Below are 14,501 nucleotides of genomic sequence, written 5' to 3'. Positions count from 1 at the left end.
GTCACAGAGCCCGTGGGATAAGTCTGTCCGGGGAAAGGGGAACCCCGGCCATCAGCCAATTTGTGCAACAGAGCCGAACTGACCGGTAAGGCAATATGCGCCTTGCCGCATCTGTTCGGCTTCTGGGCGCTGGCGCATCAGCAGCCGCCGGCGGGCAAGTGGCGCGCCTGGGTGATCCTGGGCGGACGCGGCGCGGGCAAGACGCGGGCAGGGGCCGAATGGGTCCGCTCCCAGGTCGAAGGACCGCGGCCTCATGATCCCGGCACTGCCCGGCGGGTGGCGCTGGTGGGCGAGACCTATGACCAGGTGCGCGACGTGATGATCCACGGCGACAGCGGCATCCTGGCCTGCTCGCCGCCCGACCGGCGGCCCAAGTGGAAGGCGTCGGAGCGTAAGCTCACCTGGCCCAACGGCGCCGAGGCGCAGGCGTTTTCGGCCAGCGACCCGGAGGCCCTGCGCGGGCCGCAGTTCGACGCCGCCTGGGCGGATGAACTGGCCAAGTGGAAGAAGGGGCAGGAGTGCTGGGACATGCTGCAGTTTGCCCTGCGGCTGGGCCGGGATCCGCGCGTCTGCGTCACCACCACGCCGCGCAATGCGCCGGTGCTGAAACGGCTGCTGGCGTCTCCCAGCACGGTGCGGACCCACGCCCCGACCGAGGCCAACCGCGCCAACCTCGCGCCCTCCTTCATCGAGGAGATGCGGGCCCGTTATGCCGGCACCCGGCTGGGGCGGCAGGAACTGGACGGGGTGCTGCTGGCCGACGTGCCGGGCGCCCTCTGGTCCACCGCAGGGCTGGAGGCCGCGCGGGTGGCGCAGGCACCGCCGCTCGACCGGGTGGTGGTGGCCGTCGATCCGGCGGTGAGCGCAGGCAAGGGGTCGGACGCCTGCGGCATCGTGGTCGCAGGAGCCGTCACCGAGGGCAAGCCGCAGGACTGGCGCGCCTATGTTCTGGCCGATTGCACCGTGCAGGGCGCCGGGCCGCTGGCCTGGGCGCGCGCCGTGATCGCCGCCCGCGACAGCTATGACGCCGAGCGGGTGGTGGCGGAGGTCAACCAGGGCGGCGCGCTGGTGGAGACCGTTCTGCGCCAGGCGGACCCGTTGGTGCCGTTCCGGGCTTTGCACGCACGCAAAGGCAAATCGGCGCGGGCGGAACCTGTCGCCGCTCTTTATGAGCAGGGCCGGGTCAGGCATCTGCCGGGACTGGGTGATCTGGAGGATCAGATGTGCCTGATGACTCCGCAGGGCTACCACGGCAGCGGCTCTCCCGACCGGGTCGATGCGCTGGTCTGGGCCCTCCATGAGCTGATCATTGAACCGGCCGCACAGCACCGGATGCCGCAGGTCAGGGTGCTGTAAGTCCACGACTGACTGCAGAGCCAGCCGGCTTCTCCAAAAACCGCAAGCCGCCCGTTTCGCAACGGGCGGTTTTGTCGTGAAAACAGAGGATTATGGTGTGGTGTTGCGCCCCCGGCGTACGCCCCCCTCGGCAAATCTTCAGGCCTGTCTGCCATTAATCATCCTCAGCAAAGGCGCAGTGCCCCCGCGGCTCTCCGGCGCCAGACCCCGAGGAATAAGGAGCGGACAATGGTCTTTGACCTGCTGCGGCGCAACAAGCCCGAAATCCCAGAGGCCGATCTGGAGCGGAAAGCAAGCCAGACCGCCCGCGTGGTGTCCTGGCATGGCGCAGGCCGTGTCGCCTGGAGCCCGCGCGACAGCGCTTCCCTGACCCGCAGCGGCTTTGCCGGCAACCCGGTCGGCCACCGGGTGATCCGCCTGATTGCCGAGGCCGCGGCCGCGGTGCCGCTGGTGCTGCAGGACAGCCGCCAGCGCTATGACACCCACCCCTGGCTGGCGCTGCTGGCCCGCCCCAATCCGGCGCAGACCCAGGCGGAACTGCTGGAGGCGCTCTATGGCCATCTGCTGCTGTCGGGCAACGCCTACATCGAAGCCGTCGCCTCTGAGTCCGGAATACCCGCAGAGCTGCACGTGCTGCGCTCCGACCGGATGAACGTGGTACCGGGGCCGGACGGCTGGCCCGCCGGGTTTGACTATGTGGCGGGCGGGCGCAAGCACCGCTTTACCGTGGAGGGCGTCCAATCCCCCATCTGCCACATCAAGAGCTTCCACCCGCAGGATGACCACTACGGCCTCTCATCGCTGCAATCGGCGGCGATGGCGATCGACGTGCACAACGCCGCCTCGCGCTGGTCCAAGGCGCTGCTGGACAACGCAGCCCGTCCCTCCGGGGCGCTGGTCTGGAAAGGATCGGACGGTCACGGCCGCATGTCCGAGCAACAATTCCGCATTCTAAGTGACGAGATTCAATCGAATTTCCAGGGCGCCAAGAATGCGGGCCGCCCGATGGTGCTGGAGGGCGGCCTTGACTGGAAGCCGATGGGCTTTTCGCCCTCCGACATGGAATTCCAGAAAACCAAGGACACCGCGGCCCGCGAGATCGCGCTCGCCTTCGGGGTGCCGCCGATGCTGCTCGGCATCCCCGGCGATGCCACCTACGCCAACTACCAGGAGGCCAACCGCGCCTTCTACCGGCTGACCGTGCTGCCGCTGGTGGCCAAGGTTACCGCTGCGCTGACCGACTGGCTGACCGGCTGGACCGGCGAGGCGCTGACGCTGAAGCCCGACCTCGACCAGCTGCCCGCACTGGCGGCAGAGCGCGAGGCGCAGTGGCGCCGGGTCGCCTCCGCCGATTTCCTGAGCACCACGGAAAAGCGGCAGCTGCTGGGGCTGCCCGCAGAAGCCCCAGACGCGCCGCAAGCGGAGGGCGGACAGGATGACTGAGCACCCGATGCATGCCTTCGATTGCTCACCGGGATTGCGCCTGTCCGCCCATGAGCGGGTGGCCCAGATCCAGCACGAGGCCGTGAACCGCCGCCTCGACCGGATCGAGCAGATGATGGAGCGGCTGGAAAAACGCCTCTGGCTCACCGTCTACGGAGTCGCCGCGGTGATCCTGGCGCAGGCCTTCCAATCCTTCCTGGCGGTTCAATTGCCGTAACAACAATAACTTGCGAGGCAAACATCATGCAGGGAACGCCCCAGCTTGAACATAAATTCGCACGCTTCGGCGAGGACCTCTCGCTGAAGGACGCAACAGAGATCACCGGCTATGCCAGCCTGTTCGGCCAGACTGACCAGGGCGGCGATGTGGTCGCACGCGGCGCCTATGCGGCATCGCTGAAGGCGCTGAAGGATCAGGGCCGCACGGTCAAGATGCTGTGGCAGCACGATCCGGCCCAGCCCATCGGCGTCTGGGACGAGGTGCGCGAGGACACGCGCGGGCTTTACGTCAAGGGCCGCATCCTGACCGCCACGCCGAAGGGCGCCGAGGCCGCTGCGCTGATCGAAGCGGGCGCCATTGACGGCCTCTCGATCGGCTACCGCACCCAGAAAGCCACCCGCGCCCAGGACGGCACCCGCCATCTGACCCAGGTGGAGCTGTGGGAGGTCTCGCTGGTCACCTTTCCGATGCTGCCCGCGGCGCGGGTGGCGGGCAAATCCTCTGCCTTGGACGCCGAGGCAGAGTCCCTCCGCGCATTGGCCGCCGGCCTGCGCCAGATCACCAGCGGCCTCAAGGCAGGCCAGCCCTAAAGCAGGACACCCATCATGAGCAATCAAGACCTCCCGGCCCAAACCGGGGACGCAGCGCCCCTGGCGCATGAAGTGAAACAGGCCATCACCGGCTTTCTTCATGAATTCAAGGGGTTTCAGGACGACGTGCAATCAAGGCTGAAACAGGCAGAAGAGCGAGTGACCATGCTGGACCGTAAGACAATCTCTCAGAACCGCCCCCATCTGGCAGCCAGCCAGGACGCGGGCGCGCCGCATCAGAAGGCGTTCAACGCCTACCTGCGCAGCGGCGACGACGACGGCCTGCGCGGGCTCGAACTGGAAGGCAAGGCGATGTCCATTGCCGTCAACAGCGACGGCGGCTACCTGGTCGACCCGCAGACCGCGGAGACCGTGAAATCGGTGCTGCAGTCCTCTGCCTCGATCCGCGCAGTGGCTTCGGTGGTGCATGTGGAAGCGACCTCCTTTGACGTGCTGATCGACCACAGCGAAATGGGCGCGGGCTGGGCGACTGAGACCGGTCCGGCCGCCGAGACCGCCACCGGCACCATCGACCGCATCACCATCCCGCTGCATGAGCTGAGCGCGCTGCCCAAGGCCTCGCAACGTCTGCTGGACGACAGCGCCTTTGATATCGAGGGCTGGCTGGCCACCCGCATTGCCGACAAGTTCGCCCGCTCCGAGGCCGATGCCTTCATCAACGGCGATGGCGTGGACAAGCCCACGGGCTTCCTCAACTACCCGGTGGCCGAGAACGGCAGCTGGACCTGGGGCAACCTCGGCTACATCGCCTCCGGCGTGGATGCTGACGTCGGCAGCGGCGATGCGATCATCGACCTGGTCTATGCGCTGGGGGCGGAATACCGCGCCAACGGTACCTTCATTCTGAACTCCAAGACCGCGGGAATGCTGCGGAAATTGAAGGATGCCGATGGCCGCTTCCTGTGGTCCGACGGCCTGGCCGCCGGAGAACCCGCACGGCTGATGGGCTACCCGGTGCTGATCGCCGAGGACATGCCGGATCCGGGCTCCAACAGCTTCTCCATCGCCTTCGGCGACTTCCGCGCCGGCTACACCATCGCCGAACGCCCGGACCTGCGCGTGTTGCGCGATCCGTTCAGCGCCAAGCCGCATGTGCTGTTCTACGCGACCAAACGCGTCGGCGGCGACGTCAGCGACTTTGCCGCGATCAAGCTGATGAAATTCGGCCTGAGCTAACCGCTCAGCGCTGATGGCGGACCGGCAGCCCGGTCCGCCGGCTGGCACGCACCCCATATTTCCTTGCCGTCTAGCTGCTCCCCCTCCGTCCGAGCGGCAAGGGACGGTGCGTGCCGGCCGAACCTTAGACCGGACAGCAGACCCGGGCCGGCTCAGGGGGAGGCCCGCAGGAGTGAGATGATGATGCTGAGCGAAGTGACCCCCGTGCCCGAGGCCGCCCTGCCGCTGGCCCCCTTCAAGGCGCATCTGCGTCTGGGCACCGGCTTTGGCGAGGACAGCCTGCAGGACGAGGTGCTGTTTGGCTTTCTGCGCGCCGCCCTGGCCGCGATCGAAGCAAGGACCGGCAAGGCACTGATTACACGAGATTTTGAGCTGGAGATCCGCCACTGGCGCGACCGCGCGCAAATGGTGCTGCCGATTGCCCCGGTGCAGTCGGTGACTGAGGTCATGATCCGCGACGCCGCAGGTGCGGAGACGGTCCTGAACCCCGCACTCTACCGGCTGGAACGCGACAGCCAGCGGCCCTGCCTGCGCCCAACCGGCAGCCTGCTGCCCGCGGTTCCCACGGGCGGGCTGGTGCGGATCACACTGCAGGCCGGCATGGCCGCGGACTGGGGCGGCTTGCCCGCCGATCTGGGCCAGGCGGTGATGCTGCTGGCGGCGCATTACTACGAATACCGGGCCGACACCGGCCTGCATGGCGGTTGCATGCCCTTTGGCGTCACCAGCCTTATCGAACGCTACCGCAGCCTGCGGCTGACCCTGGGAGGCCTGGCATGAAACAGCCCCCGAATCTCACCCGCAAGCTGGTGCTGGAAGACCCCCAGCGCAGCCCCGACGGCGCCGGCGGCTATACCGAGACCTGGGTGGCGCTTGGCACTCTCTGGGCGGAAGTGAAGTCCCTGAGCGGCCGCTTGGCAGGTGACAGCGTGTCTTTGCAGAAATACCGGATCACTCTGCGAGCCGCGCCGGAGGGTTTTGCATCCAGGCCGCGCCCGGATCAGCGGTTCCGTGACAGCAATCGGCTCTACCGCATTGATGCGGTTGCGGAAAACGGTCCGGACGGCCGCTACCTCACCTGTTTCGCGGTTGAGGAGGTGAGCGGATGACCTATGCCATCGCAGGCGGGCTGCAATCCGCCGTCTACACCCATCTGACCGGAGACGCCGCGCTGGCTGCGCTGGTTGGTGGTGCGATCTATGACGCGATCCCCGCCGGCCCCTTGCCGCAGACCTATGTGGCGCTGGGTAGCGAGGAGGTGCTGGACCGCTCTGACAAGACCACGGGCGGGGCCGAGCACCGGTTCTTCATCACCGTCACCACCGACACCGCCGGCTTTGCCGGCGCCAAGGCCGCTGCCGCGGCAGTCTGCGACGCGCTGGTCGGCGCTTCGGTGCCGCTCACACGCGGCCAGCTGACGGGCCTGTGGTTCGACCGGGCCAAAGCAGAGCGGCTGACCACCGGCGGCAGGCAGATCACCCTGCGCTTCCGGGCGCGGGTGGATGACGTTTGAACCTCAGAACACCCCTCAAACCAATTGAAATACTGGGAGAAACCCCATGACAGTTCAAAACGGCAAGGACCTCTTGGTCAAAGTGGACATGAACGGCGCCGGCCTGTTCGAAACCATCGCGGGCTTGCGCGCCACAAGGATCAGCTTCAACGCCGAAAGCGTCGATGTGACCAGTCTCGAAAGCCAGGGCGGCTGGCGCGAGCTGTTGTCTGGCGCCGGTGTGCGTTCGGCCAATATCTCCGGCTCGGGCATCTTCCGGGATGAGGCGACGGACGAACGCGCCCGGCAGCTGTTCTTCGACGGGCTCACACCGGAGTTCCAGGTGATCATCCCCGACTTCGGCATCGTGCAGGGGCCGTTCCAGGTGACAGCGCTGGAATATGCCGGCAGCCACAATGGCGAGGCGACCTATGAGCTGTCGCTGGCGAGCGCAGGCCAGCTGAGCTTCTCGGCGATCTGATCATGGCAAACCCCTACACAGGCGAGGCGGAATTACTCGTGAATGGAACCCCTTACGCGCTGAAGCTGACACTCGGTGCGCTGGCGGAATTGGAAGCCGTGCTGGAGGAAGACACGCTGGTCGAGCTGGTTCAGCGGTTCGAACAGGGCCGGTTTTCCGCTCGCGACGTGCTGGCGCTGCTGGCGGCGGGGCTGCAAGGCGGCGGCCATGATCTGAGCCGCGATGACCTCGCTGCGGCCACCATCACCGGCGGGCCGCTCCAGGCGGCGCGGGTGGCGGCGGAGCTGCTGCTGCGCAGCTTCTCCGTGCCCGAAGGCTCATGAGCACGCTGGACTGGCCCGCGCTGATGCGCGCCGGGATGGCGGGGCTGAAACTGCTGCCGCGGGACTTCTGGCAGCTGACCCCGGCGGAACTGCGGCTGATGCTGGGCGATACCGCCGCGCCGCAGCCGATGCAGCGCAGCCGCCTGGCAGCGCTGATGCAGGATTTCCCGGACTACCCCGCGCCGCATAACAAGGAGACGACGGATGGCTGACACATCTTCGATGGCAGAACTGGAACTGCAGGGCGAGGCGCTGGGTGAGGCGCTCGACGGCGCCTCCGGCATGGCCGCCGCATTTGCGGATGTCTTGGGCCGGGTGAAGCAGGGCTTCTCGGAAACCGGCCGGGATGCGCAGATCTTTGACCGCAGTCTTTCCAAAGGCTTACGGCGCGCTTTTGCGGGGCTGACCTTCGATGGGGACAACCTGTCTGAGGCGATGGACACGCTGGCCCGCAGCATGGTCCGCACCACCTATAACGCGGCGATGAAGCCGGTGACCAATCATATCAGCGGGATGGTGACCGACGGGCTGACCGCGCTGATCGGCGGCATCATCCCCTTTGCCGACGGCGCCGCCTTCAGCCAGGGCAAGGTGATGCCCTTTGCCAAGGGCGGGATCGTGACCGGGCCAGTGGCCTTTCCAATGCGCGGAGCCACCGGGCTGATGGGCGAGGCCGGGCCGGAGGCGATCCTGCCGCTCACCCGTGGCGCGGACGGCTCGCTTGGCGTGCGCAGCCAGGGCGGCGGCGGGGTCAACGTGGTGATGAATGTCACGACGCCGGACGTCAAAGGCTTTGAGCGCAGCCGCAGCCAGATCGCCGCCCAGCTGTCGCGCGCCCTGTCGCGCGGCGGGCGAAACCGTTAAGGACGGAGGATAACATCATGAATTTCCACGAAGTCCGCTTTCCCGCTTCGCTCAGCTTTGGGTCTGTCGGCGGCCCGGAACGGCGCACCGATGTGGTGACGCTGGCCAACGGGTTCGAGGAGCGCAACACTCCCTGGGCGCACTCCCGCCGCCGCTATAACGCCGGCCTTGGCCTGCGCGCGCTGGAGGATATCGAGACGCTCATCGCCTTCTTCGAGGCCCGCCAGGGGCAGCTTTACGGCTTCCGCTGGAAGGACTGGAGCGACTACAAATCCGCCCTTGCCAGCGCCGAGGCGGACTTCCGGGATCAGGTGATCGCCGAGGGCGACGGCGCGACGGTGACGTTCCAGCTGGCCAAGACCTACCGCTCCGGCGAATTCACCTATCAGCGCCCGATCACCAAACCGGTGGCGGGCACTGTTCGGGTCGGGATTGAACAGGACGAACTGCGCGAGAGCGTCGACTATGAGCTGGACACTGCAACCGGCCTGGTCACGCTGGCGCATCCGCCGGAGAAGGGCCTCAGCATCCGGGCAGGGTTCGAATTCGACGTGCCGGTGCGGTTCGATACCGGCAGCATCCAGACCAGCGTCGCCTCTTTTCAGGCGGGTGAGGCGCCGGCGGTTCCGGTGGTGGAGGTGCGGGTATGAGCGGGCTTTCCAATGGGTTGCGCGCCCATCTTCAGTCCGGCATCACCACCCTGTGCCGCTGCTGGGCGCTGGAGCGGCGCGACGGCGCGGTGCTGGGCTTCACCGACCACGATTGTGTGCTGAGCTTTGACGGACTTGAGTTTCAGCCTGGCAGCGGCCTCACGGCGCGGGCGGTTCAGCAGGCCACGGGCCTCTCGGTCGACAACACCGAGGCGCTGGGGGTTCTGAGGGACGCCGCCGTGCGGGAGGAGGACATCGAGGCCGGCCGGTTCGACGGCGCTGAGGTGCGCTGCTGGCTGGTCAACTGGCAGGATGTTTCGATGCGCTGGCTGCAGTTCCGCGGCTCCATCGGCGAGATCCGCCGGGCCGGCGGCGCCTTTGAGGCGGAGCTGCGCGGGCTGACCGAAGCGCTGAACAGGCCGCAGGGGCGGATCTACCAGAAACCCTGCACCGCGGTGCTGGGCGACGGGGCCTGCGGGTTCGACCTGTCAACGCCCGGCTATGCCGTGGAGCTGGCCGCCGGCCAGGTAGAGCGCAACGAGGCATTCCGCTGGGACAGCTTGCCGGGGTTTGAACCGGACTGGTTCACAAATGGGCGGCTGACGGTTCTCAACGGCGCGGCGGAGGGGCTCTGGGCAGCGGTCAAGGCGGATCAGACCAAGGCAGACGGCCGGAAAATTGTCCTGTGGGAACCGATCCGGGCAGCGGTGCAGCCCGGCGACATGCTGCGGCTGGAGGCGGGCTGTGACAAGCGCATGGGGACCTGCCGGCTGAAATTCAACAACCTGCTGAACTTCCAGGGTTTCCCCGACATTCCGGGCGAAGACTGGGTGATGGCGGTGCCGCGCCAGTCGGGCGTGAACACCGGGGGCAGCCGCCGGTGAGCCGGGTGGTCGCAGCGGCTCGGGGCTGGATCGGCACCCCTTATGTGCATCAGGCCTCACGGAGGGGCGCGGGTTGCGATTGCCTGGGGCTGATCCGGGGCCTGTGGCGGGAACTATACGGGGCCGAGCCGGAGGTGCCGCCTGCCTATACGATGGACTGGTCCGAGCCACAGGGTGCCGAGGCGCTGTGGCAGGCGGCCGCGCGGCATCTGGTGGCCAAGCCGCTCCGTGACGCCGCTCCGGGAGATGTTCTCCTGTTCCGGATGCGCGACGGCTCGGTGGCCAAGCATTTGGGGGTGCAGTCCAAAACGAGAATTCAAATCGGTGAGGGCAGCGACCGACCGCGGGTGGGCGAGAAGCGCCCGCCCTCGTGCTGGAAGCACACCTCCGGCGTGACGGGGGCGGACGGACGCTACCCGGCCTTCGGCCAGGCGAAACAGACAGAAAATGTTCCGTCCTTCATCCACGCCTATGCGGGTCACGGGGTTGTCGAAAGCCCGCTGAGCCCGCCCTGGCAGCGCCGCATCGTGGCGCGGTTTCACTTCCCGAAGGAGCTGATCTGATGGCAACTATTCTTCTCTCTGCCGCAGGTGCGGCGATTGGCGGTGCAATCGGCGGCACCGTCGCGGGCCTCTCTTCTGCCGTGATCGGCCGGGCCGTTGGCGCCACGCTGGGCGGCATGATCGATGACCGCCTGCTGGGCTCCGGCTCCGCCCCGGTGGAAACCGGCAAGGTGGACCGCTTCCGCCTGACTCAGTCCAGCGAAGGCAGTCCGGCAGCGCAGGTCTTTGGCCGCATGCGCGTGGGCGGGCAGGTGATCTGGTCGTCGCGGTTCCTGGAAACTTCCACCACAAGCGGCGGCGGCGGAAAGGGCCGTCCCAGCCAGCCGCAAGTCACCAGCTACAGCTATTCCGTGTCGCTGGCGATAGCGCTGTGCGAGGGGGAGATCGCCAGCGTTTCGCGCGTTTGGGCCGATGGGGAGGAAGTGGCGCCCAAGGATCTGAACATGACCGTCTACCGGGGGACTGCCGATCAGCTGCCCGACCCGGTGATGGAGGCGATCGAGGGCGCAGGCGAAGTGCCTGCCTACCGCGGGACGGCTTATGTGGTGATGGAGAACCTGGAGCTGTCCCGGTTCGGCAACCGTGTGCCGCAGTTCTCCTTTGATGTGCTGCGGCCTGAGCAGCCCGACAGCAGCACCTATGCGCAGGATCTGGGCCAGCTGGTGCAGGGGGTGGCGCTGATGCCAGGCACCGGCGAATACGCGCTGGCCGCCGACACCGTGCAGTATTCCGGCGGGCCGGGGGATGCCAAACCGGCCAACGAGCATACGCCCTCGGGGCTTTCCGACCTCAAGACCTCGCTGAACGCGCTGGAGGCGGAGCTGCCGTCCTGCGGTGCGGCCTCGCTGATCGTGTCCTGGTTCGGCAATGACCTGCGCTGCGGCGAAAGCACCCTCGAGCCCAAGGTGGAGCACAAGGACGCCGAAGGCAGTATGCCGTGGAGCGTCAGCGGGCTGACCCGCGCATCAGCGGAGCAGGTTCTGACCCAGGACGGCACGCCGCTGTATGGCGGCACGCCGGCCGATGCCTCGGTGATCCAGTCGATCCGGGAGATGCGAGGCAGGGGCCTGCGGGTGATGTTTTACCCCTTCATCCTGATGGACCAGGCCGAGGGCAACGCGCTGCCGGATCCCTGGACCGGCGGCGCCAGCCAGCCGCATCTGCCGTGGCGGGGGCGGATCACGCTGTCCGCGGCGCCGGGGCAGCCCGGCTCACCCGATGGCACGGCGGCTGCGGATGCGGAGGTGGCGGCATTCTTTGCCACCGTCACGGCGGCGGATTTCACCGTGGGCGACGGGACCGTCAGCTACAGCGGGCCGGATGAATGGAGCCTCAGCCGTTTCATCCTGCACAACGCCGCGCTGTGCGCTGCCGCGGGCGGCGTCGAGGCGTTTTGCATCAGCTCGGAGATGCGGGCGCTGACCCAGATCCGCGGCGCCAGCGGCTTTCCGGCGGTGGAGGCCTTGCGGTCTTTGGCGGCAGAGGTGCGTCTGCTGCTGGGGGCGGAGACCAAGATCGGCTATGCCGCAGACTGGTCCGAGTACTGGGGCTATCAGTCGCCGGAGGGCGACCGGTATTTCCACCTTGACCCGCTGTGGGCGGACCCAGAGATCGACTTTGTCGGTATCGACAATTACATGCCGCTCAGCGACTGGCGCGAGGGGGAGGATCACCTGGACGCGCGCTCCGGCGTGCCGGCGATTTATGACCTTGATTACCTGCGCAGCAACGTGGAGGGCGGCGAGGGCTATGACTGGTATTACCATTCGTCCGAGGCAGAGGTGGCGCAGATCCGCACCCCGATCACCGACGGTGCCCATGATGAACCCTGGATCTGGCGCTACAAGGATATCCGCAACTGGTGGCTCAATGAACACTACGAGCGGATCGGCGGGGTGCGGCAGGCGGCGCCGACCGCCTGGGAACCGCAGAGCAAGCCGATCTGGTTCACTGAACTGGGCTGCGCCGCCATCGACAAGGGCACCAACCAGCCCAACAAGTTCCTGGACCCGAAAAGCTCGGAATCGAAACTGCCGAAATATTCCAACGGCTTGCGTGATGATCTTATCCAGATCCACTACCTGCGCGCGATCCTTGGTTACTGGGGCGAGGAAGCCAACAACCCGGTCTCGGACGAATACGGCGGGCCGATGCTGGATATGTCCAACGCCTATGTCTGGGCCTGGGACGCGCGGCCGTTTCCGGCCTTTCCCAGCCGCTTGGATATCTGGAACGACGGCGAAAACTACCTGCGCGGCCATTGGCTGAACGGGCGGGCCGGGCAGCGGACGCTCGCTTCGGTGGTGGCGGAGGTGTGCCGGCGGGCGGGACTGGAGGATTTCGATGTCTCGCAGCTGTATGGCGTTGTGCATGGCTATGTGAACCCGGATGTGAGCGATGCGCGCGCGGTGCTGCAGCCCTTGATTCTGCGGCACGGGTTTGATGCGGTGGAACGCGACGGGCTGCTGCAGTTCCGGATGCGCAAGGGCACCGGTGCCGAGTCGCTGGCGCTGGAGCATCTGGCCGAAAGCGAGGAGCTGGAGGGCACCACCGAGTTGAGCCGCTCCAGCGAGGCGGAGCTGGCGGGACGGGTGCGGCTGCGGTTCACTGAATGGGGCGGCGACCATGCTGCCGGCTCGGTGGAGGCTGTCTTGCCCGACGAGGCCACCCACAGCGTCAGCCAGACCGAACTGCCGCTGGCGATGACCCGGGCCGAGGCGCGCCAGGTGGCCGGCCGCTGGCTGGCCGAGGCGCGGATTTCACGCGATGCACTGCGGTTCCAGCTGCCGCCGTCGATGCTGCATCTGGGGGCCGGGGATGTGGTGTCGCTGCCGCTGGAGGGCGGTGATCAGCTGTACCGCATCGACCGGGTGGAACAGGGTGAGGCGCAGCTGGTGGAGGCGGTGCGGATCGAGCCCGGCACCTATGACCTGGCCGCGGTGGCGGAGGAGTTGCCCGGCGTCAACGCCTTTGCCGCGTCCGGACCGGTGCTGCCCCTGTTCATGGACCTGCCGCTGATGCGCGGCGATGAGGTGCCCCATGCGCCGCACCTGGCGCTGACGGCGCAGGCCTGGCCCGGCAGCGTGGCGGTTTATGGTTCGGAGGCGGATGAGAACTACGCGCTGGAGCAGGTGATCGCTGCGCGGCAGGTGGTCGGGGTCACCGAAACGCCGCTGTTTGCCGCAGGCGCGGGGCGTTGGGATCTGGGGGCGGATCTGCAGGTGAAGCTGATTTCCGCCAGTCTGGAAAGCCGGACCGTCGAGGCAGTGCTGAACGGTGCCAATGCGGCCGCAATCGGCGATGGAACCCCGGGCAACTGGGAGCTGTTCCAGTTCCGCGAGGCGGAGCTGATTGCGCCGCAGACCTATCTGTTGCGGGGCCGCTTGCGCGGCCAGCAGGGGACAGATGGGCTGATGCCGGATGTCTGGCCCGCGGGCTCATACGTGGTGCTGCTGGACGGCACACCGGTGCAGCTGGACCTGGCGCCGGAGCAGCGCCGCCGGGTGCGGCACTACCGGATCGGCCCGGCGCGCCGGGCGCTGGATGACCCGTCTTATGTGCATCTGCAGGAGAGCTTCGACGGCAATGGCCTGAGGCCCTATTCGCCGGTGCATCTGCGGCTGAGCGGTGCTTTGGGCGCGGACATCAGCGCTGTCTGGGTGCGCCGGACCCGGATCGAGGGCGACAGCTGGGAGCTGGAGGAGGTGCCGCTGGGCGAGGAGGTTGAGGCCTACCGGATCCGGGTGATGCGCGGCGGCACGGTGCTGCGGGAGGAGACCTCCGGCACGCCCGCGTGGAGCTACCCGGCAGTGGCACAGGCCGAGGACGGCGTTCAGGCCGGCGACGTGCTGGAGGTGGCGCAAAGGTCGGCCCGGTTCGGCGCCGGGCCAACGGCGGAGGTTGTGCTGGGATGAGGCGGCCGGTGCTGCCCGGCGACGTGACCGCCGTGGCGCGGGCGCTGCTGGCGGTGCCGGACCGCGAACGGCTGCGCCTGTGCCGCAGGATTTTTAGCGGCGCGGCGGAGGCTGCGGCCTATGCGGGTTTGTTTGGCAGGCTGCATCCGCGCTGGGGTGATGGCTCATTGAGTGCCGCAGCACGGCGGTATGCGCTGGCGGACGAGGTGTTCCTGGATGATCCGGAATATCTGCACTGTACCCGGCTGGTGCTGCGAGAGTTGGCGGCAATTTTTAAGGCAGACGGGGAGGCTCCCGCCCGCTGATCCGTGCAGGAAACCTGCCCGGCCAGCCGTTGGGCGTGGCGCCGCCTGACGGCGGCGCGGTTGCGTGCCTAGGCAGCCTGGCAGGGTCAAGGAGGACCGCAGGTCCCCGTGCCCCGGCGCGGCTTGTCCTTGAGGCTGACAGGCTGGCCCGCATGCTTGGGCAGGCGTCTCGAGGAAGCAGAATGCGCCCTCAAGCGCTTCTCAGCAAAACAAATCCAC

General features: G+C 67.4%; 17 protein-coding genes. All 17 read left to right on the top strand.

What is annotated here, in order from left to right:
• Window positions 1-60: 60 nt before the first annotated feature.
• The 17 genes from ACFMBG_RS21055 (at window position 61) to ACFMBG_RS20975 (ending at window position 14,282) form a co-directional block, all read left to right on the top strand.
• Window positions 61-1,356 (top strand): DNA-packaging protein, encoded by a 1,296-nt coding sequence (locus ACFMBG_RS21055; protein WP_476703270.1) that lies wholly within the window; start codon window positions 61-63, stop codon window positions 1,354-1,356.
• A gap of 228 nt (window positions 1,357-1,584) precedes the next feature.
• Window positions 1,585-2,799 (top strand): phage portal protein, encoded by a 1,215-nt coding sequence (locus tag ACFMBG_RS21050; protein WP_421056639.1) that lies wholly within the window; start codon window positions 1,585-1,587, stop codon window positions 2,797-2,799.
• Window positions 2,792-3,016, top strand: coding sequence for a GTA head formation protein, RCAP_rcc01685 family (locus ACFMBG_RS21045; RefSeq protein ID WP_222453187.1), 225 nt, complete (start codon window positions 2,792-2,794; stop codon window positions 3,014-3,016). The genes ACFMBG_RS21050 and ACFMBG_RS21045 overlap by 8 nt, the downstream gene beginning before the upstream one ends.
• A gap of 26 nt (window positions 3,017-3,042) precedes the next feature.
• The gene (locus ACFMBG_RS21040; RefSeq protein ID WP_421056638.1) at window positions 3,043-3,609 is read left to right on the top strand and encodes an HK97 family phage prohead protease; all 567 of its coding nucleotides are present in this window, start codon (window positions 3,043-3,045) and stop codon (window positions 3,607-3,609) included.
• Between the two features lie 15 nt (window positions 3,610-3,624).
• Window positions 3,625-4,806, top strand: a complete 1,182-nt coding sequence (locus tag ACFMBG_RS21035) for a phage major capsid protein (RefSeq protein ID WP_421056637.1) — start codon at window positions 3,625-3,627, stop codon at window positions 4,804-4,806.
• A 180-nt stretch (window positions 4,807-4,986) separates the two neighbouring features.
• Window positions 4,987-5,586 (top strand): head-tail connector protein, encoded by a 600-nt coding sequence (locus tag ACFMBG_RS21030; protein ID WP_421056636.1) that lies wholly within the window; start codon window positions 4,987-4,989, stop codon window positions 5,584-5,586.
• Window positions 5,583-5,915 (top strand): head-tail adaptor protein, encoded by a 333-nt coding sequence (locus ACFMBG_RS21025; protein WP_421056635.1) that lies wholly within the window; start codon window positions 5,583-5,585, stop codon window positions 5,913-5,915. The genes ACFMBG_RS21030 and ACFMBG_RS21025 overlap by 4 nt, the downstream gene beginning before the upstream one ends.
• Complete coding sequence (locus ACFMBG_RS21020) at window positions 5,912-6,319, top strand: DUF3168 domain-containing protein (protein WP_421056634.1); 408 nt, start codon at window positions 5,912-5,914, stop codon at window positions 6,317-6,319. The genes ACFMBG_RS21025 and ACFMBG_RS21020 overlap by 4 nt, the downstream gene beginning before the upstream one ends.
• A 46-nt stretch (window positions 6,320-6,365) precedes the next feature.
• Window positions 6,366-6,779, top strand: a complete 414-nt coding sequence (locus ACFMBG_RS21015; protein ID WP_421056633.1) for a phage major tail protein, TP901-1 family — start codon at window positions 6,366-6,368, stop codon at window positions 6,777-6,779.
• 2 nt (window positions 6,780-6,781) lie between these two features.
• Window positions 6,782-7,102 carry a gene transfer agent family protein gene (locus ACFMBG_RS21010; protein ID WP_421056632.1) on the top strand — a complete coding sequence of 107 codons (321 nt, stop codon included), beginning with the start codon at window positions 6,782-6,784 and terminating at the stop codon, window positions 7,100-7,102.
• Window positions 7,099-7,314, top strand: coding sequence for a rcc01693 family protein (locus ACFMBG_RS21005; protein ID WP_421056631.1), 216 nt, complete (start codon window positions 7,099-7,101; stop codon window positions 7,312-7,314). Before ACFMBG_RS21010 ends, ACFMBG_RS21005 begins: the two co-directional genes overlap by 4 nt.
• Window positions 7,307-7,966 (top strand): phage tail tape measure protein, encoded by a 660-nt coding sequence (locus ACFMBG_RS21000; RefSeq protein WP_421056630.1) that lies wholly within the window; start codon window positions 7,307-7,309, stop codon window positions 7,964-7,966. Before ACFMBG_RS21005 ends, ACFMBG_RS21000 begins: the two co-directional genes overlap by 8 nt.
• Window positions 7,967-7,983: 17 nt before the next feature.
• Window positions 7,984-8,616, top strand: coding sequence for a phage distal tail protein, Rcc01695 family (locus ACFMBG_RS20995; protein WP_421056629.1), 633 nt, complete (start codon window positions 7,984-7,986; stop codon window positions 8,614-8,616).
• On the top strand, window positions 8,613-9,500 hold the full coding sequence (locus tag ACFMBG_RS20990; protein ID WP_421056628.1) for a DUF2163 domain-containing protein: 888 nt from the start codon (window positions 8,613-8,615) through the stop codon (window positions 9,498-9,500). The genes ACFMBG_RS20995 and ACFMBG_RS20990 overlap by 4 nt, the downstream gene beginning before the upstream one ends.
• Entirely contained in the window at window positions 9,497-10,063 is a 567-nt protein-coding gene (locus ACFMBG_RS20985; protein ID WP_421056627.1) for a C40 family peptidase, read from the top strand. The genes ACFMBG_RS20990 and ACFMBG_RS20985 overlap by 4 nt, the downstream gene beginning before the upstream one ends.
• On the top strand, window positions 10,063-13,977 hold the full coding sequence (locus ACFMBG_RS20980; protein ID WP_421056626.1) for a baseplate multidomain protein megatron: 3,915 nt from the start codon (window positions 10,063-10,065) through the stop codon (window positions 13,975-13,977). The genes ACFMBG_RS20985 and ACFMBG_RS20980 overlap by 1 nt, the downstream gene beginning before the upstream one ends.
• Entirely contained in the window at window positions 13,974-14,282 is a 309-nt protein-coding gene (locus ACFMBG_RS20975) for a DUF7742 family protein (RefSeq protein WP_421056625.1), read from the top strand. The genes ACFMBG_RS20980 and ACFMBG_RS20975 overlap by 4 nt, the downstream gene beginning before the upstream one ends.
• Window positions 14,283-14,501: the final 219 nt, after the last annotated feature.

The sequence above is a fragment of the Leisingera coralii genome, from assembly GCF_049056525.1.
Classification (GTDB): domain Bacteria; phylum Pseudomonadota; class Alphaproteobacteria; order Rhodobacterales; family Rhodobacteraceae; genus Leisingera; species Leisingera coralii.
The sequence above is the reverse complement of the archived record's forward strand: the minus strand, read 5'-3'. Positions and strand labels throughout refer to the sequence as shown.

What these genes read in the sequence shown, in the direction of transcription:
- ACFMBG_RS21050 (WP_421056639.1), top strand. Translation starts at nt 1,585, where the DNA reads ATGGTCTTTGACCTGCTGCGGCGCAACAAGCCCGAAATCCCAGAGGCC.
- ACFMBG_RS21045 (WP_222453187.1), top strand. Translation starts at nt 2,792, where the DNA reads ATGACTGAGCACCCGATGCATGCCTTCGATTGCTCACCGGGATTGCGC.
- ACFMBG_RS21040 (WP_421056638.1), top strand. Translation starts at nt 3,043, where the DNA reads ATGCAGGGAACGCCCCAGCTTGAACATAAATTCGCACGCTTCGGCGAG.
- ACFMBG_RS21035 (WP_421056637.1), top strand. Translation starts at nt 3,625, where the DNA reads ATGAGCAATCAAGACCTCCCGGCCCAAACCGGGGACGCAGCGCCCCTG.
- ACFMBG_RS21030 (WP_421056636.1), top strand. Translation starts at nt 4,987, where the DNA reads ATGATGCTGAGCGAAGTGACCCCCGTGCCCGAGGCCGCCCTGCCGCTG.
- ACFMBG_RS21025 (WP_421056635.1), top strand. Translation starts at nt 5,583, where the DNA reads ATGAAACAGCCCCCGAATCTCACCCGCAAGCTGGTGCTGGAAGACCCC.
- ACFMBG_RS21020 (WP_421056634.1), top strand. Translation starts at nt 5,912, where the DNA reads ATGACCTATGCCATCGCAGGCGGGCTGCAATCCGCCGTCTACACCCAT.
- ACFMBG_RS21015 (WP_421056633.1), top strand. Translation starts at nt 6,366, where the DNA reads ATGACAGTTCAAAACGGCAAGGACCTCTTGGTCAAAGTGGACATGAAC.
- ACFMBG_RS21010 (WP_421056632.1), top strand. Translation starts at nt 6,782, where the DNA reads ATGGCAAACCCCTACACAGGCGAGGCGGAATTACTCGTGAATGGAACC.
- ACFMBG_RS21005 (WP_421056631.1), top strand. Translation starts at nt 7,099, where the DNA reads ATGAGCACGCTGGACTGGCCCGCGCTGATGCGCGCCGGGATGGCGGGG.
- ACFMBG_RS21000 (WP_421056630.1), top strand. Translation starts at nt 7,307, where the DNA reads ATGGCTGACACATCTTCGATGGCAGAACTGGAACTGCAGGGCGAGGCG.
- ACFMBG_RS20995 (WP_421056629.1), top strand. Translation starts at nt 7,984, where the DNA reads ATGAATTTCCACGAAGTCCGCTTTCCCGCTTCGCTCAGCTTTGGGTCT.
- ACFMBG_RS20990 (WP_421056628.1), top strand. Translation starts at nt 8,613, where the DNA reads ATGAGCGGGCTTTCCAATGGGTTGCGCGCCCATCTTCAGTCCGGCATC.
- ACFMBG_RS20980 (WP_421056626.1), top strand. Translation starts at nt 10,063, where the DNA reads ATGGCAACTATTCTTCTCTCTGCCGCAGGTGCGGCGATTGGCGGTGCA.
- ACFMBG_RS20975 (WP_421056625.1), top strand. Translation starts at nt 13,974, where the DNA reads ATGAGGCGGCCGGTGCTGCCCGGCGACGTGACCGCCGTGGCGCGGGCG.